We start from the raw sequence: 22029 nt of genomic DNA on the forward strand, positions 1-22029 counted from the left end.
TCACGATAATGGCTAGAAAAATTCGTCGTGATGATGAAGTAGTCGTATTAGCGGGTAAAGATAAAGGCAAACAAGGCAAAGTCCTGAAAGTGCTGACATCTGAAGACCGTGTAGTTGTAGAAGGTGTAAACCTTGTCAAGAAGCACCAGAAGCCTAACCCGCATGCGGGCGAGCCTGGCGGCATCATTGAGAAGGAAGCTTCTATTCACATTTCTAATGTAGCGATTGTTAACCCGGCAACGGGTAAAGCGGATCGCATTGGTTTCCGTACAGAAGACGAGAAGAAAGTACGTTTCTTCAAGTCGAACGGCGAACTTGTTTAATTAATTGGAGAGTACGATGGCGAAACTGCATGATTTCTATAAAGAAACAGTAGTAGCTGAACTTGCGAAGCAGTTCGGGTACAAAAGCGTCATGCAAGTCCCTCGGATTGAAAAAATCACCTTAAACATGGGTTTAGGTGAAGCAGTTGCTGACAAGAAGATTCTGGAAAACGCGCAAGCAGACATGACGTCTATTGCCGGTCAGAAGCCGATTGTCACAGTTGCCAGAAAATCAGTAGCGGGTTTCAAAATCCGTGAAGGTTATCCGATTGGCTGTAAAGTAACCCTGCGCGGCGAGCGTATGTGGGAGTTTTTGGAGCGTTTAATCTCCATCGCTATCCCACGTATCCGCGACTTCCGTGGTTTGAACCCTAAGTCATTCGACGGTCGTGGTAACTACAGCATGGGCGTGCGTGAGCAAATCATTTTCCCTGAAATCGATTTCGATAAAGTGGATAAGGTTCGCGGTATGGATATCACTATCACTACCAGTGCGGACAGTAATGAAGAAGCACGTGCTCTGCTGGACGCGTTTAACTTCCCATTCAAAAAATAGGGGTGTAGGGTTATGGCAAAAGAATCAATGAAGGCTCGTGAAGCAAAGCGTGCAAAGCTGGTAGCTAAGTACGCTGAAAAGCGCGCCGCACTTAAAGCGATTATCAGCGATGTTAACGCTTCTGAAGAAGAGCGTTGGGACGCTGTTCTGAAGCTACAACAACTACCACGTGATAGCAGCCCAGCACGTCAACAAAACCGTTGTCGTATTACTGGTCGTCCACATGGTTACCTACGCAAATTCGGTCTTAGCCGTATTAAGCTGCGTGAAGCAGCAATGCGCGGTGAAGTCCCTGGCTTGAAAAAAGCCAGCTGGTAAGGAGTAGCTGATAATGAGCATGCAAGATCCTATCGCGGATATGTTTACCCGCATCCGTAACGGCCAGATGGCGCAGAAAGTGTCTGTAACTATGCCTTCTTCAAAACTGCGTGTTGCTATCGCAGAAGTGTTGAAAGCTGAAGGTTACATCACTGGTCATGCTGTTTCTGGTGACGTTAAGCCTGTTTTGGAAGTAGAACTTAAGTACTTCGAAGGCAAGCAAGTAATTGACACTATCGAACGTGTGAGCCGCCCTGGTCTGCGCATCTATAAGAAAAAAGATGAGCTGCCAAAGGTAATGGGTGGTCTAGGCGTTGCTATCGTGTCGACTTCTAAAGGTGTGATGACTGACCGTGCTGCGCGTAAAGCTGGCATGGGCGGTGAGATCATCGGTTATGTTGCGTAATCGGAGGAGTTGAAATGTCACGAGTAGCAAAAGCCCCGGTCGACATCCTTGACGGCGTTGAAATTTCGATTTCAGGTCAGGATGTGACTGTAAAAGGTAAAAATGGCACTTTGTCATGCACTTTCAACGATGCCGTTGAAGTGGTTCAGGAAGAAAACCAGCTAAAAGCACTGCCTCGTGAAGGTTTTGCTGATGCTTGGGCGCAGGCAGGTACTGTACGCGCACTGCTGAACAGCATGATTTTAGGTGTTACTCAAGGTTATGAGAAAAAGCTGCAGTTAAACGGTGTTGGTTATCGTGCACAAGCACAAGGTAGCAAACTGAACTTAACGCTAGGTTTCTCTCACCCTGTTGTATACGAAATGCCTGAAGGCATTACGGTTGAAACTCCTAGCCAAACTGAAATCGTCGTCAAAGGCGCCGATAAGCAGGTGGTAGGACAGGTTGCGGCGAACATTCGTGCATATCGTCCACCAGAGCCTTACAAAGGCAAAGGTATTCGTTATGCAAACGAACAAGTACGTCGTAAAGAAGCTAAGAAAAAGTAGGTGGGTGATACGATGGATAAAAGAGCAGCTCGCTTGCGTCGCGCAACTCGCGCACGCGCAAAAATTCGTGAACTGGCCGCGCATCGCTTGGTTGTAAACCGTACACCTCGCCACATTTATGCTCAGCTTATCGCGCCTAGCGGTGCTGAAGTATTGGCAGCGGCTTCTACCGTTGAAAAAGATCTGGCTAAGGATCTGAAATCAACTGGCAATGCTGAAGCAGCGGCAATTGTAGGTAAGGTCATCGCAGAACGCGCATTAGAGAAAGGCATTAAAGAAGTGGCTTTCGATCGCAGCGGTTTCCAGTACCACGGTCGTGTTAAAGCATTAGCTGATGCAGCTCGCGAAGCTGGCCTTCAGTTCTAGGAGTTTATAATGGCTAAACAAGAAGTTCAAAATGGTGAACTGTTAGAGAAATTGATTGCTGTTAACCGCGTATCAAAAGTGGTTAAAGGTGGTCGTATCTTCAGTTTCACTGCATTGACGGTAGTGGGTGACGGCAATGGCCGCGTTGGTTTTGGTTACGGTAAAGCACGTGAAGTGCCCGCCGCTATCCAAAAAGCAATGGAAAAGGCACGCCGTAACATGGTTACGGTTGATCTGAAAGGTCACACACTGCAACACCCAATTAAAGGTCGTCACTCTGGCTCTAAAGTTTACATGCAGCCAGCATCTGAAGGTACCGGTATCATTGCCGGTGGTGCGATGCGTGCAGTACTTGAAGTAGCCGGTGTTCAAAACGTACTTTCAAAATGTTACGGCTCGACTAACCCAATGAACGTTGTTCGCGCAACGATCAATGCACTAACAGAGATGAATTCTCCTGCTGGTGTCGCTGCCAAGCGTGGGTTGTCAGTAGAAGAGATTTTGGGGTAAGCAAACATGGCAACGATTAAAGTAAAGCAAACTAAAAGTGCGATTGGCCGTCTGCCAAAGCACAAAGCGACGCTGAAAGGCTTAGGCCTTCGTAAAATCAACCATGTGCGCGAGTTGGAAGACACCCCATCTGTTCGTGGCATGATCAACCGTGTACGTTACATGGTTGAAATCGTCGAGGAGTAAGACATGCGTTTGAATGATATTTCTCCTGCACCAGGAGCAAAAACATCTGGTAAGCGTGTTGGCCGTGGTATCGGCTCAGGTCTTGGTAAAACCGGTGGCCGTGGTCACAAAGGTCAGAAAAGCCGTTCAGGCGGTTCTGTGAAGCCAGGATTTGAAGGTGGTCAGATGCCAATTCAGCGCCGTCTGCCTAAGTTCGGTTTCAAATCACGCAAAGGCTTTGTTACTGACGAAGTTACGCTGAACGAAATCGCCAAGGTAGAAGGTGATAACGCCTCTCTGGAAACTTTGAAAGCTGCTGGCTTGGTTAAAAAGCACATTCAGTTTGTTAAAGTCGTCAAGAGCGGTGAAGTATCACGTGCTGTTACGGTTAGCGGGTTGAAGGTGACAAAAGGCGCTCGCGAAGCGATTGAAGCTGCCGGCGGTAAAGTAGAGGAATAAGCTAGATGGCTAAACCAGGATTGGATTCGGGCGCTAAAAGCGGCCTTAGTGAGCTTAAGGCAAGATTGTTGTTCGTGTTCGGTGCGATCGTAGTATTCCGGTTAGGCTCTTATGTGCCGATCCCGGGTATTGATCCTGCGGTGCTGGCCGATTTATTCGAACAGCAAAAAGGTACCATCGTAGAGATGTTTAACATGTTCTCCGGTGGGGCCCTTGAGCGTGCATCCGTTCTGGCTTTGGGCATTATGCCATACATTACTGCGTCCATTATTATGCAGTTGCTCACGGTGGTTCATCCACCGATGATGGAGCTTAAAAAAGAAGGCGAAGCAGGTAAGCGTAAAATCAGCCAGTACACGCGTTATTTAACGCTGGTACTGGCCACATTCCAATCTATTGGAATTGCGACTAACCTGCCGAACCTGATTAATGGATTGGTGATAAGTCCTGGCTTCGGATTCTACTTTACGGCGGTAGTGAGCTTAGTCACAGGAACCATGTTCCTGATGTGGCTAGGTGAGCAAATTACCGAACGAGGTATTGGTAACGGTATCTCTATATTGATATTTGCTGGGATTGTTGCCGGCTTGCCCACAGCGATAGGGCAAACCGCGGAACAGGCTCGTCAGGGCGACATTAACTTGTTGTTCCTGCTATTGATTGGCGCCATTGTTGTTGGCCTGATTTATCTGGTGGTGTTCGTAGAACGCGCACAACGCCGGATTGTGGTGAATTATGCAAAACGTCAGCAAGGCCGTAAGGTGTATGCTGCGCAGAGCACGCATTTGCCACTGAAGGTTAATATGGCTGGGGTTATCCCACCAATCTTTGCCTCCAGCATCATTCTGTTTCCAGGAACTATCGCAGGATGGTTTGGTCAGAATGAATCCACAGCGTGGTTGCAGGATGTAGCATTAATGCTATCGCCTGGTCAGCCGCTGTATGTGATGTTGTACGCTGCTGCGATCATCTTTTTCTGTTTCTTCTATACCGCGTTGGTGTTTAACCCGCGTGATACAGCAGACAACCTGAAGAAGTCTGGCGCGTTTATCCCTGGTATCCGTCCAGGTGAGCAAACATCACGTTATATCGATAAGGTAATGACTCGCCTGACCCTGGCTGGCGCACTTTACATAACCTTTATTTGTTTGGTGCCTGAATTCATGTTGATTGCCTGGAATGTGCCGTTCTACTTCGGTGGTACGTCACTGTTAATCATTGTGGTAGTTATCATGGACTTTATGGCGCAGGTGCAGACGCATCTGATGTCAAGTCAGTATGAGTCTGTTCTGAAGAAAGCTAACCTAAAAGGCTACGGCCGCTAAGGTTAGTGCACTACGGAGTGATGTAATGAAAGTTCGTGCATCAGTAAAGAAGATTTGCCGTAACTGTAAAGTCATCAAGCGCAACGGCGTTGTGCGGGTGATTTGTACAGAGCCAAAGCATAAGCAAAGGCAAGGCTAATCAAATACGCGGTAAATTCTTAGCGAATTGATTATAAGCTGGACCTTAAAAGGTTCAGCTTAGTCTGTTACGGTAAGATGAACCTTAAGTTGCAATTTAGTCGACGGATAAGTATCCTATCGGGCTTTTTAGGCTGTCGACCATAATTAATTAGAGGAGAGCTGTTAATGGCCCGTATCGCTGGCATTAACATTCCTGAGCACAAGCATACTGTAATCGCCCTTCAGGCGATCTACGGTGTAGGCGCAACTCGAGCTAAAGAGATCTGTGCTAACGCAGGTGTTGCAGAATCAACAAAAATCAAAGAACTTGACGAAGCGACTGTAGAGAAGCTGCGTGAAGAAGTCGGTAAATTCATGGTAGAAGGTGATCTTCGCCGTGAAATCTCCATGAGCATCAAACGTCTGATGGACCTGGGTTGCTTCCGTGGTATCCGCCACCGTCGTAGCTTGCCTCTACGTGGTCAGCGCACTAAAACTAATGCGCGTACCCGTAAAGGTCCTCGTAAGCCAATCAAGAGATAAGCGGGGGAGTATAAGTTATGGCTAAACAACCAACTCGTACAACGCGTAAACGCGCAAAACGTCAGGTTGCAGACGGAATGGCTCATATCCATGCGTCTTTCAACAACACAATTGTGACTATTACAGACCGTTCTGGTAACGCTCTGGCATGGGCAACATCAGGTGGTTCAGGTTTCCGTGGTTCACGTAAATCTACTCCTTTTGCTGCACAGGTTGCCGCTGAGCGCGCAGGTATTGCTGCACAAGATTACGGTCTGAAAAACCTAGAAGTATTCGTTAAGGGTCCAGGTCCAGGCCGTGAGTCTGCGATCCGCGCACTTAACGCAACAGGTTATAAGATCACAAACATTACCGATGTGACCCCTATTCCTCACAACGGTTGTCGTCCACCGAAAAAACGTCGCGTTTAATCGACGGACAGTTGGAGAAAGAACATGGCAAGATATTTGGGTCCAAAACTCAAACTTAGCCGTCGCGAAGGAACCGACCTGTTCCTGAAAAGCGGCGTTCGCGCAATCGATTCTAAGTGTAAAATCGATACAGCGCCTGGTCAGCACGGTGCCCGTCGTGGCCGTCTGTCTGACTACGGTGTACAGCTGCGTGAAAAGCAAAAAGTTCGTCGTATGTACGGCGTTCTGGAAAAACAATTCCGCAACTACTACAAAGAAGCTGCCCGTATCAAAGGCAACACCGGTGAAAACCTGTTGCAACTGCTTGAGCAGCGTCTGGATAACGTAGTATACCGGATGGGATTTGCCAGTACTCGTGCTGAAGCACGTCAGCTGGTAAGCCACAAAGCTATCATGGTAAATGGTCGCTGCGTGAACATTCCATCGTTTAACGTTTCTGCCGAAGACGTGGTTTCTGTTCGTGAAAAAGCTAAAAAGCAATCGCGCATCGTGGCTGCTTTGGAACTGGCTGACCAACGTGAGAAGCCAACCTGGATTGAAGTAGACAGCAACAAGATGGAAGGCACTTTCAAGCGCGTTCCTGAAAGAACTGACCTGTCTGCCGAAATTAACGAACAGTTGATCGTCGAACTTTACTCTAAGTAAAGCTAACTAAAGAGGAAGCATTGTGGGTTCTGTGACTGAATTCCTTAAACCGAGATTAGTTGAGATCGAGAACGTTTCTCCTACTCGTGCCAAAGTAACTTTGGAACCGCTGGAGCGCGGCTTCGGCCACACTCTGGGTAACGCCCTGCGTCGTATTTTACTGTCATCTATGCCTGGATGTGCGGTAACCGAAGTAGAAATTGACGGCGTACTACACGAGTACAGCACCAAAGAAGGTGTGCAAGAAGACGTAATCGAAATCTTGCTTAATCTGAAAGGTTTAGCGGTTCGTCTTGAAGGCAAAGACGAAGCTACGCTAACGATAGTGAAGTCTGGCGCTGGCCCTGTTGTTGCTGGTGATATTCAGCATGATGGTGATGTAGAGATTGTGAATCCAGACCACCTTATTTGTACTTTGACTGGCGAAACTGAACTCAGTATGCGCATCAAAGTGGAAATGGGCCGTGGCTATATTCCAGCTTCTACCCGTCGCTCCTCAGAAGATGATGATCGTCCAATTGGTCGTTTGTTAGTAGATGCTTCATTCAGCCCTGTTGAACGTATTGCATATACTGTTGAGTCTGCCCGTGTTGAACAACGCACAGACTTAGACAAGTTGATTATCGACATGGAAACCAATGGCACTCTGGATCCTGAAGAAGCGATCCGCCGCTCCGCTACTATTCTGGCCGAGCAACTGGATGCCTTTGTTGACCTGCGTGACGTTTCAGAGCCTGTACAGAAAGAAGAGAAGCCGGAGTTCGATCCAATTCTGCTTCGCCCTGTAGATGACCTGGAACTGACAGTACGTTCTGCAAACTGTTTGAAAGCGGAAGCTATCCAGTATATTGGTGACCTGGTTCAGCGTACTGAGGTTGAGCTACTGAAAACGCCAAACCTTGGTAAGAAATCGCTAACTGAAATCAAAGACGTGTTAGCCTCTCGTGGTCTATCTCTGGGTATGCGCCTGGAAAACTGGCCACCAGAGAGCATCGCTGACAAAGATTAATCAGGTTTTTATCAAACTGATTTGTAGAGAAGGATAAAACTATGCGCCATCGTAAGAGTGGTCGTCAGTTGAATCGCAACAGCAGCCATCGTCAAGCTATGTTCAAAAACATGGCCGGCTCTTTGGTCAAGCACGAAGTGATCAAAACGACGTTACCCAAAGCGAAAGAATTACGTCGCGTAATCGAGCCTCTGATCACCCTGGCAAAGCAAGACAGCGTGGCTAACCGCCGCCTGGCCTTCGCCCGCACCGGTGACAAAGAGGTTGTAGGTAAACTGTTTAATGACTTAGGCCCTCGCTATGAAGGCCGCCCTGGTGGTTACACTCGCATTTTGAAATGCGGCTACCGCTCAGGCGACAGCGCCCCAATGGCGTTCATTGAATTAGTTGACCGCCCAGTTGTAGAAGCTGAAGAAGCAGCCGAAGCAACTGAAGAGTAAGCCGAACAAGCTTAAGTAAATAAAAAACCCCGCTCCGGCGGGGTTTTTTTGTTTCGCTTTAAGTCTATAAATAACGAATGACCTTGCTTATAATTTGGAAAGAAAAATAGATTGAGCTGGGGTATTATTGTCAATAGTCGAAATTATTACAATAATCTCAGAAGCATATTTATTTAGATAGACTTTAAAGGATGTTAAAAATGAAAGTGTTGGTTAGCTCAGATATTGATGGCTCAATTTTAGACTACAGTGAAGACAATGTTGAGCTTTCATTCTTAATTGCAGTGGATAAGCTGGAGAGCTATGAGCTTGGTGAGCTAAAAAATTTAACTGTTTTATATCCCAATCCAATAAGGCTTCTTTCAAATGTACTATTAAAATTTACAAGTCACGCCATAGCTTTAAGCAAAGTAAAAGAGTTTTACCAGTCATTACTGGCTTTTTATTTGAAAAATCAAAAGGAGGTTGATTCTATTGTCTTTTTAGAGCACGAAGAAGTCCGAAATAATCAAACCACTTTAAACAATGAATCTAGTTTTGAAAGTGTGCAAAAGAAAAACCTGATTGCTGAAATACTATTCTTAAGGGATGAAAACTTTACAAATTATGTTGCTGAACTAAAAAAGCTTAATGACGATATAAATGTTCGAACAATAAATGATGTATCAAAAATACTTCAATGTGACGAGCAAGATCTTATAAACACTTTAAAAAGAATTGAAAGAAAAATCGACAGATCTGCTCAATTAAATGAAAGTAAGTTGAGTAAAGATGATTTGAAGAAAGAAAATGAACTCCTAATAAGGAACTTACAAGATGTACAAGAAGAGTTCCTAATCAAGAATAATGAACTTCGAGAATTGCGTAACATATTTTCTAAAGTGAAAGATGAACAAGAAAATTACTCTAGATGGTTACTAAAGTCAGTAATAGAATCCAGATATTTATTATGGGACAGTAATCGCTTTTTCAGCAAAAAAATAAAGAAAGAAGCTGAATTGTTAGCCCAAAGTGAAGTTTTTTGCAGCGAAGAATATCTAGCTAAGTATCCAGACCTAGCAGGCATTAAAATAGAACCTGAGATTCATTATCTTCTTTCTGGTGCCTATGAATTAAGAAACCCATCAAATAAATTTGATACACGTTTTTATGTTACAAATAATCAAGACGTAATTGATTCAGGTATTCATCCTATTATTCATTACATAAATTATGGAACACATGAAGGCCGCCTGACTAAATTGGCATAGAGAATATTTAATTAAGCTATGTTGGGTGAACAAATTTTAAATTTAAATTTTTTGTTTAATTATTCTTCGTTTAGAAGTGTAAAAGATGAAAATAGGGGTCATGATGAATTTTTTAGAACAGGCTAATATTGCATTTAGAGAGGGTGAATACAACCTCTCTGTTAGTCTATATGCTGCGGCGATAAAACAGAATCCTGATATGGAAAAGCATATTAGTGTAAATTTATCTATAGCTAACGCGCGGTCCAAAAAAAGTACTTTAAAAGACCATCTGAACTCTAAATCTATCAACCAGCACCCTAAATTTGAAGGAAGAATGGACTCCTTCGCAAATTATGAGTTGATAGGTTGGGCTGTAAGCAGAGAAGATGGCTCAGCAACGCTTGATCTCAAAGTTTATATCGATGATATCTATTACTGTTCGATAAAGAATGATGTTAGGCGCGGAGATCTTAAAAAACATGGAAAATCTTCTGGTAAAGGCGGATTTAAATTAGCACTGCCTAAATTTTTATTTGTCCAAAATACTCATGCGATAAGTATAAAATGGCCCGATGAATCTCCGTTTATTGATTTGGAATTGACTGGCTCTGATGAAAATAAAAATGTACGAAATATTTACAGTTTCTACACTGGAGTGAAAAATATATCTATTATAGTTCCCATTTTCAATGCGGCAGAGGACTTAGTAGTTTGTTTAGAAAGACTGAAACGCTACACAAATGATAGTGTTGAGGTAATTCTTATAAATGACGCTAGTACAGATAGTAATATTAACAATATTTTGGACAGCGTAATACATTTAGAAAATTACAAAGTTTTTCAAAATAACGAAAATTTAGGATTTACGAGAACGGTTAACCGTGGAATCAACCTGGCTGGTGAAAATGACGTAGTTTTACTTAACTCTGATGCTCGAGTAACTCCAAGATGGTTAGAAGGTTTAAAGTTTGCAGCAGACAGTGATCCACAAATTGCAACGGTGACACCTATGTCAGATAGAGCCGGAGCCTTCTCTGCCCCCTTTATAGGAAACCAGAACACATTGCCCCCAAACGTTACAGAAGAGTCTTATGCAGTCGCTTTCAGACGAAGATCTCTTGGACTTTATCCTACTGTTCCTACTGGTAATGGATTCTGTCTTTTTATTAGGAGAACTTGTCTAAATGAAGTTGGTCTACTCGACGAAGATGCATTTCCACGTGGTTATGGTGAAGAAAATGACTTTTGCATGCGTGCTAGAAATTCCGGTTGGCGAAATGTAATTGATGATAAGACTTACATTTTCCATGACCGTAATAAGAGTTTTGGCGAAACAAAGTCTAAACTAATAGCAAAAGGTCGAGCAGTAATCGACGATAGGTACCCCGATTATAAAAAAGCAATTCAAACTTTTACCGAAAATCCACTAATAAATTCGGCTAGATATCAAGGTGGGTTGGCTCAGAAGGACAGCTCTAGAAATTTATTGCCCAGAGGTTTATTTGTTATTTCTACCCTAACGGGAGGAACACCACAAACAAATAGAGATTTAATGTTAGCTTTGTCATCTAAAATAGAGCCTTGGCTATTGCATTGCGATAGCAAGACTATTTCTCTTTATAAAGTCTATAAGGAGTCTGAAGACAAACTGATCGCTTCATACGTACTAAGTGAAAGTATTGATCCGTTAACGCACACATCAACTGAATACGATAGAGTTGTTTCAAACTGGATTTTTGATAACGATTTCGAGTTTTTACATATCAGGCATTTGGCTTGGCATTCATTAAGTTTGCCCAAACTAGCGAAAGATTTAGGGCTAAAGGTAATTAACTCTTTTCATGATTATTATGCCGCTTGCCCAACAATTAAGCTTTTGGATAATAATGATGTTTTTTGTGGGGGAAAGTGCACAAGCTCTTCTGGTGATTGCAATCCTGAACTTTGGTCTAGTCATAATTTTCCGAATATCAAGAATGGCTGGATTAGTCAGTGGAGAGATATATTTAAAAAAGCACTTCAATATTGTGATGAGTTTGTAACTACTCATGAGAGCGCAAAAGATATAATTGTAAAAAATTTAAGTCTTGACGAAACTAAATTCACTGTAATTCCCCATGGCCGTGACTTCAATCATATAGAACATCTTGCGAGACCTTATCAGAATGAAGAAAAAGTAAGAATACTTGTTCCTGGAAACATAAGTGGACCCAAGGGTAGTAAGCTAATTGAGCACATATTACTAAGTGGCAAATGTAATCATATTGAATTTCATATTTTAGGTAGATCTAACTTCGACATTACCCATAATAACCTAATTCTACACGGCGAGTATGCACGTGATAATTTTTCAAATCGGGTTAAAGATATAAACCCACATGTAGGGGCTGTTCTCTCAATATGGAATGAAACTTGGTGCCACACATTAACTGAGTTATGGTCTGTAGGATTAGCCGCTTTAGTCACCGACTATCCAACAGTAGCTACTCGTGTTCAGGAGTCCGGTGCTGGCTGGATAGTTCCTTCAAAACTTTCCGACTTGGTTGATTTTCTCGGGAGTGATGAGTTTTTAAGTTCAATAGGTCAGAAGACTAAAATTGCTGAGAGTATGATAGTCTCTAGCTCTAATGCTGATATGGCAAAAAAATATTTTGATTTATACGATATAAACGACAGGCTGATTCAATATGATTGGTAATTTAGAATTAGTAAATAATGTTTTTATTAAAGGCTGGCTTGTCTCTGAGGAAACAGGCACACCATCTTTTGATTTGTTTATTAATGATAATTTCGTAAAATCAGTTTCATGCCATGTCAAGCGAGACGATATAGTGCTTGCTACAGGAGTTGACAACGAATTTAACGCGTTCTCACTTGAAGTGGAGCTTAACAAGAATGATGTTGTATCATGCAGAGTCAATGGCTCAGACTCAATATTTAAGCATTCTCCTGCAACCATCAATACTGAGATTGTCCATGGGCGAATTAAGCTGATTTCAGAGGTGGCTGAAATTAGTAATAACTGTAGGTTAATTAAAGATTCACGTATACAAGAAATAAATCAGTACTCAGCAGGAACTATACCATTCCATATATATGAGATATCGGAGGCAACAGTAAATTGTGAAGGTATCATCTACGTTGATGGAATGGCAGTGTCTGAAACTCTTTCGTTGTTTAATTCGAAGAAATCTTACTCTCGAAAGGGAAATGAATACGTTAGAAGTTCGTTTAAAGATACGGTCGAAATTGATAGGATAACAAGTTTTGTTTCTTTCGGAACACATAACTATTTTCATTTTATATTTGACTTTATTTTTAGATATCTTGCACATAGTGAGGTGACACTAACAGAACAATTTTTTAGTCGCCCACTTGATTATGAATTTCAAAGGAATTTTTTTAATTTCTTTGGTATAAAAGACTCTGTATTATTAGAAGAGAGAACTGCCTACAAAGTTAATAAGCTTTATTTTATTAAGCCATTGAGGAATAGCTTTTTATACAATAAATACTTCTTCGAAAAATTAATAAGTGATTGTAATAGATTACCTTCACCAAACTCACATTATAAGAAAATCTATCTAAGCAGGCTTGGGAACCCAAATCGTGCATTAGAAAATGAATCTGATGTTGTTAAGCTACTGAAGTTATATGGTTTTGACATAGTACACCCAGAGAAATTTACTATCGAAGAACAAATAGGTATTTTCTCTAACGCTGAATTCGTTATCGGACCTAGTGGTGCGGCTTTGACAAATTTAATTTTTAACAAGAATCCCAAACGCCTTAAAGTTATTGAAATATGTCCAGAAAGCTTAAAATATGATGGAAGTGGTATGAATAAATTTTGGTCTTCTTTTTTTGATAATTTACACTGTGAAAGTAGAAAAATATATAGTTCTTCTCTAAATAAGAGCGAAAGTAACATACATAAACAACAATATATATTAGACACTACTTTATTAATTTCAGCTTTGGCGGAGTTTGGTCTTGAAAACGATAAATTTTAAAGCGTTGGGTGATGATAGAGGCTCACTGGTCGCTTTGGAGGCAAATAGAAGTGTGCCATTTGATATAAAAAGGGTCTATTATATTTTCGATACAAAACTAGGTGTATCTAGGGGATTTCATGCCCATAAAAATCTTAAACAAGTTGCTGTATGTGTTAAAGGAAGTTGTAGATTTATACTTGATTCAGGAACTGAGAAAAAAGAGTTCTTGTTGAATAGCTCTACAGAAGGGCTATTAATTGAGGGGTTAATTTGGCGTGAAATGCACGATTTTTCTGAAGATTGTGTCTTGATGGTTTTAGCAAGCGAGTATTACGATGAGTCAGATTACATTCGTGATTACCTTGAGTTTATGAGAGTTGTTCATGAAGAAAGTAACAGTACATCCACTAGCTGACGTTCATTCCACTGAAATTGGTGAGTGCACGACCATATGGCAGTTTTCCGTTATCTTGCAAAGAGCTGTAATCGGTAAAGGATGTAATATTAACGCACTGACCTTTATAGAAAACGATGTTATCATCGGTGATAATGTGACTGTCAAATCTGGCGTACAGCTTTGGGACGGTTTACGTGTAGGCAATAATGTATTTATCGGTCCCAACGTTACTTTTACTAACGACTTCTTACCTAGGTCAAAGCAAAGACCAGAATGTTTCTTAACTACATTTCTAAATGACCACGCTTCTATTGGAGCTAATGCAACAATTTTATGTGGTGTGACTATAGGTAGTTTCGCTATGGTTGGAGCAGGTGCTGTAATAACTAAAGACATCAAACCACACGCTCTTGTTTATGGTAATCCTGCTAAGCAACATGGCTGGGTTTGTCGCTGTGGTAGCAAACTTATAGCTTTGAAATGCGCTAGGTGCGGGAATGTTTATGATTCCTGTGAAAATACAATTGTTGAGAGAAAAAAATGATACCGTTTTTGGATTTAAAAGATATTAATCAGCAGTACAGAGATGATTTAATTAAAGCTGCTACAGATGTGATTGACTCTGGTTGGTATATTCAAGGTGAAAATTGTGAAAATTTCGAGCTTGAATTTTCAAGCTACTGCGGGTCTGATCATTGCGTTGGCGTAGCTAATGGATTAGATGCCCTCATCCTTATCTTTAGGGCTTGGAAGGAATTGGGGAAATTAGAGGATGGTGATGAAGTTATTGTGCCAGCAAATACTTATATCGCGAGTATACTTGCAATAACCGAAAATCGTTTGAAACCTATTTTGGTTGAGCCCGATATCGACACTTATAATATTTCTTTAAATTCACTGAACAGTGTATTAACTTCTAAGACTAAAGCTATTTTGGCCGTACATTTGTACGGAATGCTTGCACCGATGGATGATATACTTGCTTTTGCAAACCAAAATGAATTGCTTGTTATTGAAGATGCGGCCCAAGCCCATGGAGCGAGCTTTAATGGTCGCAAAGCTGGCAGTTTTGGGCATGCAGCCGGTTTTAGCTTTTACCCGGGTAAAAATTTAGGTGCGTTGGGTGATGCTGGGGCAGTCACCAGTAATGATAGTGAGTTGATTTCAGTTATCAGGGCTCTTGGTAATTATGGCAGCCACAAAAAGTATGAAAATATTTATAAAGGTGTCAATAGTAGACTCGATGAAATGCAGGCAGCCTTTTTAAGAGTAAAGCTGAGATACTTAGATAAAGAAATCAGAGCACGACGTGAAATAGCAAAGTTATTCATGTCAGGTCTTAATAGTAATTCCCTTATACTTCCGCTAAGTGGTAATTATGGTGATGTGTTAGATATTGAAAATCATGTTTGGCATTTGTTCGTTGTACGTACCGCAGATAGAGATAAACTACAGGTCCACCTAAAGAACAAGGGAATTTCGACACTAATCCATTATCCTATTGCTCCACATAAGCAACTAGCTTATTTGAATTTGTTTTCTGATGTTTACCCTACGACTGAAACAATTCATAATGAAATACTAAGTTTACCCATTAGTCCGTATATGTCTAAAAACGATGTCTATAGAATAATTGAAGAAGTGAATAATTATTTTGCAAGTTAGAAACCTTATCTGGGTCATTTTTATTAATTTTTAAGATCCATTTGAGATTTCGTGTTGAAGCTAGCTTCAACATGCGGGTAAAACATAGAAGCTCATTTATTAACATGTTAAGGAAAAGGAGTAGCGATAAAAATGGTAACCGTAGTAACGTACGGAACGTTTGATTTGTTTCACGTGGGACACGTTAGGCTCCTTCGACGACTTAGCAAACTCGGCAACAAACTTATCGTAGGCCTATCAACTGATGAGTTTAATAAAGTTAAGGGCAAGGAAGTTATCATACCATATGCTGATCGCTACGAAATATTGATGGCTTGCCAATATGTTCATGATGTGTTCCCGGAAGATAGCTGGGAGCAAAAGCGTAAAGATATTATCCGTGAAAAAGCTGATATTTTTGCTATCGGTGATGACTGGGCCGGTAAGTTTGACGACCTTGAGGATATCGTAAACGTCTTATATTTACCGCGCACCCAAAATGTTTCGACCACCGAACTTAAAACAGTCTTGCGTAAGATAGACCAGGATAAAATTGATGAAGTTAAGAATGTAGCTTCTCATTTATCTGAATTGGTGAGTAAGCTCTGAACATGAAGGCGTTATTAAAAAAATTTATCAGCAGATATCTTCCAGGCTTGAAACGAAGACTTGCAGATGACCTTATCCTCTCTGCAGACTTTATGGTTGTTCAGGGCAACAAGGCTGTCATCAGCGGCTGGGTACTACATCGAACACAGCCAGTTACCGGTCATCCCTTAAACTTAAACCAGCAACAAGCGCTCATTCAGTTTTTTCCGCGCAGCGATGTTACAAACCGATTTAGTGTCAGTAGCCAGCAATGCTCTGGGTTCTTGGCAGTATTCGACAATATCACCGGTATTGACTGGGAAACAGTGAACCTGACCTTTATGGGCAAGCAGCGCAGGTTAAGTAAACTAAAGCCTTCTCCATTATCAAGCCCGGCTGAGTTGCTTCATCATATACCTGAAGATAGGTCTGTTTGCACAAAGTTCTTAAGAGCTCAGGGTTTTGAGTTAGCCAAGTCCTCCGATATGGGTATTGTTTCGGTTGTCAAATTGGACCCAGAAGTACAAAAGATTAAAAATCTGGTTAGTGGGATCGATCCAGGGCAGGCAGATTTTGCTAAAGCCATTGAGAAGGATGTACTTAAAGAGGTGCACAAAATCTGGCGGGAACGTATCGGCTCATTTAGTGATGCTTCTTTTCATGTTTTTGGCGTCGTGCCAACTCAGCCTGTCGCCAGTATCGTTATCCCCTTATATGGCCGTTATGATTTTATGCAGCATCAAATAGCCGCATTTTCGAACGATCCAGAGATGCAAGATGCTGAGGTAATATATGTGTTGGATGACCCACGGCTAGCCAGAGAAGTTGAAATTACCGCGTTTGGTGTGCATGAAATATTTCAATTCCCGTTTAAGCTGGTGTTATCAGAACAGAATCGCGGCTTTGCCGGAGCCAACAATTTGGGTGCAGAGTTCGCTAACTCTGACCATCTGCTTTTGCTTAACTCTGATATTCTACCAAAAGAAAATGGCTGGCTTGGTGAATTGCTATCACGCTTCAAGCAAAACGAAGACTGCGGTATCTTAGGTGCTACGCTGATTTATGAAGACGAAACCGTACAGCATGCTGGAATGTCATTTCGTGCTGATTCCCATTATCCCGGAATCTATATGAATCATCATCCATACAAAGGGATGCCGATTGATTTGCTTCGCCTTGACGATGTATACGATGCTCAGATTGTAACTGGGGCCTGTATGATGATGAAAACCAGTTTATTTCGCGAACTCGATGGTCTCGATCCTATGTATGTTCTCGGGGATTTTGAAGATTCGGATTTATGTTTGAAAGTGATTGATGCTGGTTATCGTATTTATTGCTCAAATACGCAGCTTTATCATTTGGAAAGACTTTCTCAGGATCTTGTAGATAATGGTACGTGGAAATTTAAACTTACGCTGACAAATGGTATTTATCAGATGACTAAATGGCGCAGCCTGATAGAAAAAATGGCGGGAACTCATGCATAATCAGCGAATTCTTTTAATGTCTCACGGTCACCCTGAAATTAACAAAGGGGGAGCAGAAGTCGCAGCGTATAACATGTATCAGGAAATGGAGCGGAGTGGACAGGATGTGTTTTTCCTTGCTCGAACTGCACAAACGCCCCATGGTGGAGCCGCATTTTCTACACGCAATACTAGCCGTGAAATTCTATTTCATACCACAATGGATGACGGCTTTCTCTTCTCAAATCTTAAAACCCGTCATATTTGGCAGGAATTTAGGGATCTTATAAAGTTAATCCAGCCTGACGTTGTTCATCTTCATCATTATTTTTTGTTTGGTATAGAGATTCTTCAGGAAATAAAACAAAGCTTACCTAACGCAAAAGTTGTTTTAACTCTCCACGAGTACCTGGCGATTTGCCATAACAAAGGGTTGATGGTGAAAACTGATGGCAAGCTTTGTTACAAGGCGAGCCCGCGCGACTGTCACGGCTGCTTTCCTGAAAAGCAGCCGGGGGATTTTTTCTTCCGAGAGAAGTACTTGAAAGCACTGTTTAAGAATGTTGATCATTTCGTGTCACCATCATATTTTCTCAAGCAGCGGTATGTAGAGTGGGGACTGCATGACAATCAGATATCAGTTATCGAGAACGGGCAACCTGAAACGCCGAAAGTAGAAAGTACTAAGCAAAGTTCTGGGCGAAAGCATCTTGCTTTTTTTGGTCAGATCAATCCGTATAAAGGTATCGATGTGTTGTTAAAAGCATTAGACCTTTTGCCAGATAGCGTTGCGAAGCAGATTTCAGTTGATATTTACGGTGCTAATTTAGATAAGCAGGATTCTTCCTATCAGAAGCAAGTGAAAAAGCTGCTTAAAAAAGTACGTCATTTGGTCAGCTTTCATGGCGCGTATGAGAGCCATGAAATGCCAGATTTATTGGCCGGTGCCGATTGGGCCATCGTGCCTTCTGTATGGTGGGAAAACTCTCCCATGGTTATACAGGAAGCTTTTAATGCAGGTGTTCCTTTGATAGTCAGTAACATCGGTGGCATGAGGGAAAAGGTGCAGCATCAGGTGAATGGGTTGCAGTTTCGGGTAGGAAGCGCAACCGATTTGGCTGATACCATAGAGCATTGCCTAAAAACAGATATATCCAGGCAATGCTCTGAAAATATCATTCCGACTGTGTCTATATCTGAATGCGTAGCACAGCATTTGAAATTATATTCCCAACAATAAGCATTGTGACATTTTGATGACAATCAGGTAGCATTCGTCCTCCTAATTAAGGAGGACGATAAGTGGGAATCGCACGGCGAATAGTGAAGAAGATGAAGCGGCATGCTATGTCGTTAAAAAAAGAGGTAAGTGTTGCCAGCACAGAATTAAGCACTAAGGTAGAAGATACCCGGTTTGCTTCTGGTAAACGTATTATTCAACGCCTACCTGGCTTTGTTTACGGTTATTTTCGTAACGTAGCACCTTATCGCTTCTTCGTTAACGCAACGGTGTCACGTATACGTCTTTCTCTGATTGACGAAAAGCCTGAAGTCATCAACTTTAACTACATTTCCTTCTGGGTAAAGCAGCAAGATGGTAGTTTTGCGAAATATACTGGCGATTACCAATGTGCAATGAGTTCTGTTGCAGAGGTACTTCCTGATCCGGCGGCCGCGATGCAGGGCTCAGAAGGTAATACCGTATCTGTACATTCGAAACGAGAAATCAAACCTTGGTGGGAGGTAACCTTCGCCGAGCCTGTCGAACTTGCTTACATTGAATTGTATAACCGAAAAGATATCCACGGTAAACGAGAGCGCAATTTGCTTATCACAGTGTTCAATTCACAGAACAAAAAAGTAAAGCAGTTTTCTCGGGCTTCATCACAATTAGCCTGGGAGCAGTTTCAAAATCACGCCGCGCCTTTATTGGAAAGTACTCTGAATTATGTAGCCCACTTGTCTGGCTGCACTGATGGTTTGGCGCTAAAAAAAGCAGCTGAGTCTTTTATTTTTGCCCCGCAAATTGATTATAAGCGGGATAAAGAGGAATTACTTTCTTTAATAGAAAAAGCTCATTTCGCCGCTCGTCAACCTACGCCCGATCTGCCTGACTCATTAGAGTCAGCGTTAGAAATCACTGTTCCGGCTCAAACAAAAGCGCTTCGTATAACTGGATTTAGGCGTAAGTTAAAACGAGCAGTTCAGCTGAAAGTGTCTGTAAAGGGGCAAATATCGTGCTTAAACGAACAGACTGTGAGGCCTACAGAGTCTTTAATCGAGTTAAAATCTAATATATGGACGCTGCAACATGCCCATTGCTTTAGTTTGCCGTTACTTGAAACGTCTTCCTCGTCAGTCGTCAAAATTTATTGTGATGATTTTTATAGCAAAGATGTGTTTGTACAGCGGCTCGTTGAATACCAGGATGCTATGGGCCAATGGCATATCGCTGAAACAACTTTAGATAACTTACAAGCCCGTGTCGGCCTCATCACTTTGCACGAATGGCTTATCGGAACTACCTGGTCTGCTAGCTTCACTCGTCACTTGGCACATCTTTTGGCAACATACCGGATGAGTCAGGCACGAACTGCAAAACCCCTGTTGAAATCAAACCGAAATTTGCTTCCCGACTTTTACGAGGGAGTAAAAGAAGGCGCGCATAGCGCTACTTACATCCCTGCGGTAACCTACACCCGCCATGGGCTGACAATACCATTTAGTGAAATAGATTCGGCATTTCTGGCCAACCGAATGGCAGCGTTTGCTGACTTCCTGAAAACAGAATATTCGCTTGACGCATTCCCTTGCTACGGAACGCTGCTGGGCATTTATCGCGATGGTGACTTCTTGCCACATGATGATGATATAGATTTAGCGGTAATAGTGGATCTGCCCGAAGGTAGCACCTATCGGCAGGCCACTGAAGAATGGGCTAAAACATTCGTTGAAAATGGCCTACAATGCCGCCCACCAACTCCGAAAAGCCTAAACTTGCATTGTTATTTTGAAGATTTTGATATGGATTTGTTTTTTATTTACCGAGTGCCAGGTAAAGCTGATCAGGTCTGGACGCACATGCAAGGATACGAAGTTAGAGAGGTAGATCGGAAGTTACTGGAACCTTTATCAGAACTCAAATTCAAAGGTTACACCTTTAATGCGCCTGGCAATATAGAAGGCTTTCTAAAAGACCGCTATGGTCAAGGCTGGGTAACCCCAGATCCAACGTATGAGTTGTAATTTATGCATTCTTTTGTAAGACGCGCAACAGGAAAAATTCGTCGTACCTTGTTTCCGGCAAAATCACAGCCGACGGCAACTATTCAGGACATAGTAACGTGGTTAGATGCAAACCCCATTCACGAATTTAAAGGTGCAAAATCTAATCAGCCGCTTGTAGTAGAAAAAATTGGCCGCAAAGCACGGTTTGTTCGCTTGAGCTTGCAGGTCACTTCGTCTTTTCATCTTGATACGATTGAAATTTTTAACAAAGATGGGCGCAATATCGCGCCAAATAAAAAAACCATTATCAGTTCTTGCTACAACGATGATAGCAAATACAACGGCGAAGGCGCACTGATCGGGAAAAAAAGTGGTGGAAGTGGTTTTCATACCAAGCGTGAAAAGAATCCGTGGTTGGTTATCGATTTGGGTACTATCCGCAATCTAGATAAAGTCGTTGTATACAATAGAGAGGACCAGTTTTATACCCGAGCTTTGAGCTTGCGTATTGAGTGTTCTCAGAACTTACGTGACTGGGCCCTGGTTCACGATAACTGGAAATCCCTTAAAACCTTTGATAGCAGAAGGCTGACTGAACGCGTAAATGCATTGCTACACGTGGCTGTACTTGATGCGGAGCCTGCCACGGCTTATATCAACAAGCTGAAAAAGTCAGGCGATGTCAGTGCAGCACTGGCATTTCAGCAGGAGGTTAACGAACTGCTTGCGCCGAAAGAGCTGGCCCTGGGCCCTCATGGCTTAAGCCAAACATTCAATATGCGCAGTGATGCAGCTAAAGATAAAGTGATAAAAGAGCTTAGTTGGTTGTTGTCAGTATTTAACAATAAGTTGGGTATTGCAGCATTTATATCGTCAGGAACTCTGCTGGGCGTGGTGCGTGATGGCAAGCTCATACCACACGATGATGACGTGGATATTTGTTATATAAGCAACGAAACAACAGAGCAGGGAATTTTGGAGGAGCGTGAGGCATTGGCTCGTGCGTTAAGAGAAGAGGGGTGCAGGGTGGCTCCCTCTGGTATCGCCCACTATTGGTGTACAACCCCAGGGGGGCAGGCTATTGATTTATTTACCGGCTATGTGCAACAAGATGAATGCTTCATGAACCCAATTGGCTCGGTCAGTAAAACCGATGTGCTTCCCCTGCAGGATACGAGTTTTCATGGGCACAACTTAAAGCTACCCGCAAATCCTGAACCTTTACTGCAATTAAACTATGGCCCTAATTGGCGGTATCCTGATCCTCTGTGGACATTCGACTGGTCTAAAGCAAAACAACAGTTCAAGTTTTTGTATTTCTAGATTTAAAGTA

General features: G+C 42.3%; 27 protein-coding genes. All 27 read left to right on the forward strand.

The window, feature by feature from the left end; all coding sequences use genetic code 11:
• Positions 1–8 precede the first annotated feature (8 nt).
• Positions 9–323, forward strand: a complete 315-nt coding sequence (gene rplX, locus ACTUJZ_RS14625; RefSeq protein WP_463637078.1) for a 50S ribosomal protein L24 — start codon at positions 9–11, stop codon at positions 321–323.
• A gap of 16 nt (positions 324–339) precedes the next feature.
• Entirely contained in the window at positions 340–879 is a 540-nt protein-coding gene (gene rplE, locus ACTUJZ_RS14630) for a 50S ribosomal protein L5 (protein ID WP_463637079.1), read from the forward strand.
• Between the two features lie 12 nt (positions 880–891).
• Entirely contained in the window at positions 892–1197 is a 306-nt protein-coding gene (rpsN, locus tag ACTUJZ_RS14635; RefSeq protein WP_463637080.1) for a 30S ribosomal protein S14, read from the forward strand.
• A gap of 13 nt (positions 1198–1210) precedes the next feature.
• Positions 1211–1603, forward strand: coding sequence for a 30S ribosomal protein S8 (rpsH, locus tag ACTUJZ_RS14640; RefSeq protein WP_463637081.1), 393 nt, complete (start codon positions 1211–1213; stop codon positions 1601–1603).
• Between the two features lie 14 nt (positions 1604–1617).
• Positions 1618–2151 carry a 50S ribosomal protein L6 gene (gene rplF / locus ACTUJZ_RS14645; protein WP_463637082.1) on the forward strand — a complete coding sequence of 178 codons (534 nt, stop codon included), beginning with the start codon at positions 1618–1620 and terminating at the stop codon, positions 2149–2151.
• Between the two features lie 12 nt (positions 2152–2163).
• Positions 2164–2517: a 50S ribosomal protein L18 gene (gene rplR, locus ACTUJZ_RS14650; protein WP_463637083.1), complete on the forward strand. Its 354-nt coding sequence runs from the start codon at positions 2164–2166 to the stop codon at positions 2515–2517.
• A 9-nt stretch (positions 2518–2526) separates the two neighbouring features.
• Complete coding sequence (rpsE, locus tag ACTUJZ_RS14655; RefSeq protein ID WP_463637084.1) at positions 2527–3027, forward strand: 30S ribosomal protein S5; 501 nt, start codon at positions 2527–2529, stop codon at positions 3025–3027.
• A gap of 6 nt (positions 3028–3033) precedes the next feature.
• Positions 3034–3213, forward strand: a complete 180-nt coding sequence (gene rpmD, locus ACTUJZ_RS14660) for a 50S ribosomal protein L30 (protein WP_463637085.1) — start codon at positions 3034–3036, stop codon at positions 3211–3213.
• 3 nt (positions 3214–3216) lie between these two features.
• Positions 3217–3651 (forward strand): 50S ribosomal protein L15, encoded by a 435-nt coding sequence (rplO, locus tag ACTUJZ_RS14665; RefSeq protein ID WP_463637086.1) that lies wholly within the window; start codon positions 3217–3219, stop codon positions 3649–3651.
• Positions 3652–3656: 5 nt separating this feature from the next.
• Positions 3657–4976 (forward strand): preprotein translocase subunit SecY, encoded by a 1320-nt coding sequence (gene secY, locus ACTUJZ_RS14670; protein WP_463637087.1) that lies wholly within the window; start codon positions 3657–3659, stop codon positions 4974–4976.
• Positions 4977–5001: 25 nt separating this feature from the next.
• Positions 5002–5115, forward strand: coding sequence for a 50S ribosomal protein L36 (gene rpmJ / locus ACTUJZ_RS14675; protein ID WP_013786217.1), 114 nt, complete (start codon positions 5002–5004; stop codon positions 5113–5115).
• A gap of 167 nt (positions 5116–5282) precedes the next feature.
• A complete protein-coding gene (gene rpsM / locus ACTUJZ_RS14680; RefSeq protein ID WP_463637088.1) occupies positions 5283–5639 on the forward strand; it encodes a 30S ribosomal protein S13 in 357 nt (118 codons plus the stop codon).
• A 17-nt stretch (positions 5640–5656) separates the two neighbouring features.
• Positions 5657–6049 carry a 30S ribosomal protein S11 gene (rpsK, locus tag ACTUJZ_RS14685; RefSeq protein WP_463637089.1) on the forward strand — a complete coding sequence of 131 codons (393 nt, stop codon included), beginning with the start codon at positions 5657–5659 and terminating at the stop codon, positions 6047–6049.
• Between the two features lie 24 nt (positions 6050–6073).
• Complete coding sequence (rpsD, locus tag ACTUJZ_RS14690) at positions 6074–6694, forward strand: 30S ribosomal protein S4 (protein WP_463637090.1); 621 nt, start codon at positions 6074–6076, stop codon at positions 6692–6694.
• 19 nt (positions 6695–6713) lie between these two features.
• Positions 6714–7703, forward strand: a complete 990-nt coding sequence (locus ACTUJZ_RS14695; RefSeq protein WP_463637115.1) for a DNA-directed RNA polymerase subunit alpha — start codon at positions 6714–6716, stop codon at positions 7701–7703.
• A gap of 41 nt (positions 7704–7744) precedes the next feature.
• Positions 7745–8143, forward strand: coding sequence for a 50S ribosomal protein L17 (gene rplQ, locus ACTUJZ_RS14700; protein ID WP_463637091.1), 399 nt, complete (start codon positions 7745–7747; stop codon positions 8141–8143).
• 200 nt (positions 8144–8343) lie between these two features.
• On the forward strand, positions 8344–9393 hold the full coding sequence (locus ACTUJZ_RS14705) for a hypothetical protein (protein WP_463637092.1): 1050 nt from the start codon (positions 8344–8346) through the stop codon (positions 9391–9393).
• Between the two features lie 85 nt (positions 9394–9478).
• Positions 9479–12073: a glycosyltransferase gene (locus ACTUJZ_RS14710; protein ID WP_463637093.1), complete on the forward strand. Its 2595-nt coding sequence runs from the start codon at positions 9479–9481 to the stop codon at positions 12071–12073.
• Entirely contained in the window at positions 12063–13388 is a 1326-nt protein-coding gene (locus ACTUJZ_RS14715) for a glycosyltransferase family 61 protein (protein ID WP_463637094.1), read from the forward strand. The genes ACTUJZ_RS14710 and ACTUJZ_RS14715 overlap by 11 nt, the downstream gene beginning before the upstream one ends.
• Positions 13369–13785, forward strand: a complete 417-nt coding sequence (locus ACTUJZ_RS14720; RefSeq protein ID WP_463637095.1) for a sugar 3,4-ketoisomerase — start codon at positions 13369–13371, stop codon at positions 13783–13785. The genes ACTUJZ_RS14715 and ACTUJZ_RS14720 overlap by 20 nt, the downstream gene beginning before the upstream one ends.
• Positions 13754–14311, forward strand: coding sequence for an acyltransferase (locus ACTUJZ_RS14725; protein WP_463637096.1), 558 nt, complete (start codon positions 13754–13756; stop codon positions 14309–14311). Before ACTUJZ_RS14720 ends, ACTUJZ_RS14725 begins: the two co-directional genes overlap by 32 nt.
• An 8-nt stretch (positions 14312–14319) precedes the next feature.
• Entirely contained in the window at positions 14320–15432 is a 1113-nt protein-coding gene (locus tag ACTUJZ_RS14730) for a DegT/DnrJ/EryC1/StrS family aminotransferase (RefSeq protein ID WP_463637097.1), read from the forward strand.
• Between the two features lie 132 nt (positions 15433–15564).
• Positions 15565–16020 (forward strand): adenylyltransferase/cytidyltransferase family protein, encoded by a 456-nt coding sequence (locus tag ACTUJZ_RS14735; protein ID WP_463637098.1) that lies wholly within the window; start codon positions 15565–15567, stop codon positions 16018–16020.
• Between the two features lie 2 nt (positions 16021–16022).
• Positions 16023–17489: a glycosyltransferase family 2 protein gene (locus ACTUJZ_RS14740; protein ID WP_463637099.1), complete on the forward strand. Its 1467-nt coding sequence runs from the start codon at positions 16023–16025 to the stop codon at positions 17487–17489.
• Positions 17482–18708 carry a glycosyltransferase family 4 protein gene (locus ACTUJZ_RS14745; protein ID WP_463637100.1) on the forward strand — a complete coding sequence of 409 codons (1227 nt, stop codon included), beginning with the start codon at positions 17482–17484 and terminating at the stop codon, positions 18706–18708. The genes ACTUJZ_RS14740 and ACTUJZ_RS14745 overlap by 8 nt, the downstream gene beginning before the upstream one ends.
• A gap of 62 nt (positions 18709–18770) precedes the next feature.
• The gene (locus ACTUJZ_RS14750; protein WP_463637101.1) at positions 18771–20714 is read left to right on the forward strand and encodes a LicD family protein; all 1944 of its coding nucleotides are present in this window, start codon (positions 18771–18773) and stop codon (positions 20712–20714) included.
• Between the two features lie 3 nt (positions 20715–20717).
• On the forward strand, positions 20718–22019 hold the full coding sequence (locus tag ACTUJZ_RS14755; protein ID WP_463637102.1) for a discoidin domain-containing protein: 1302 nt from the start codon (positions 20718–20720) through the stop codon (positions 22017–22019).
• The last annotated feature ends 10 nt before the right edge of the window (positions 22020–22029 follow it).

It is taken from the genome of Alteromonas sp. WD8-37 (assembly GCF_055326825.1).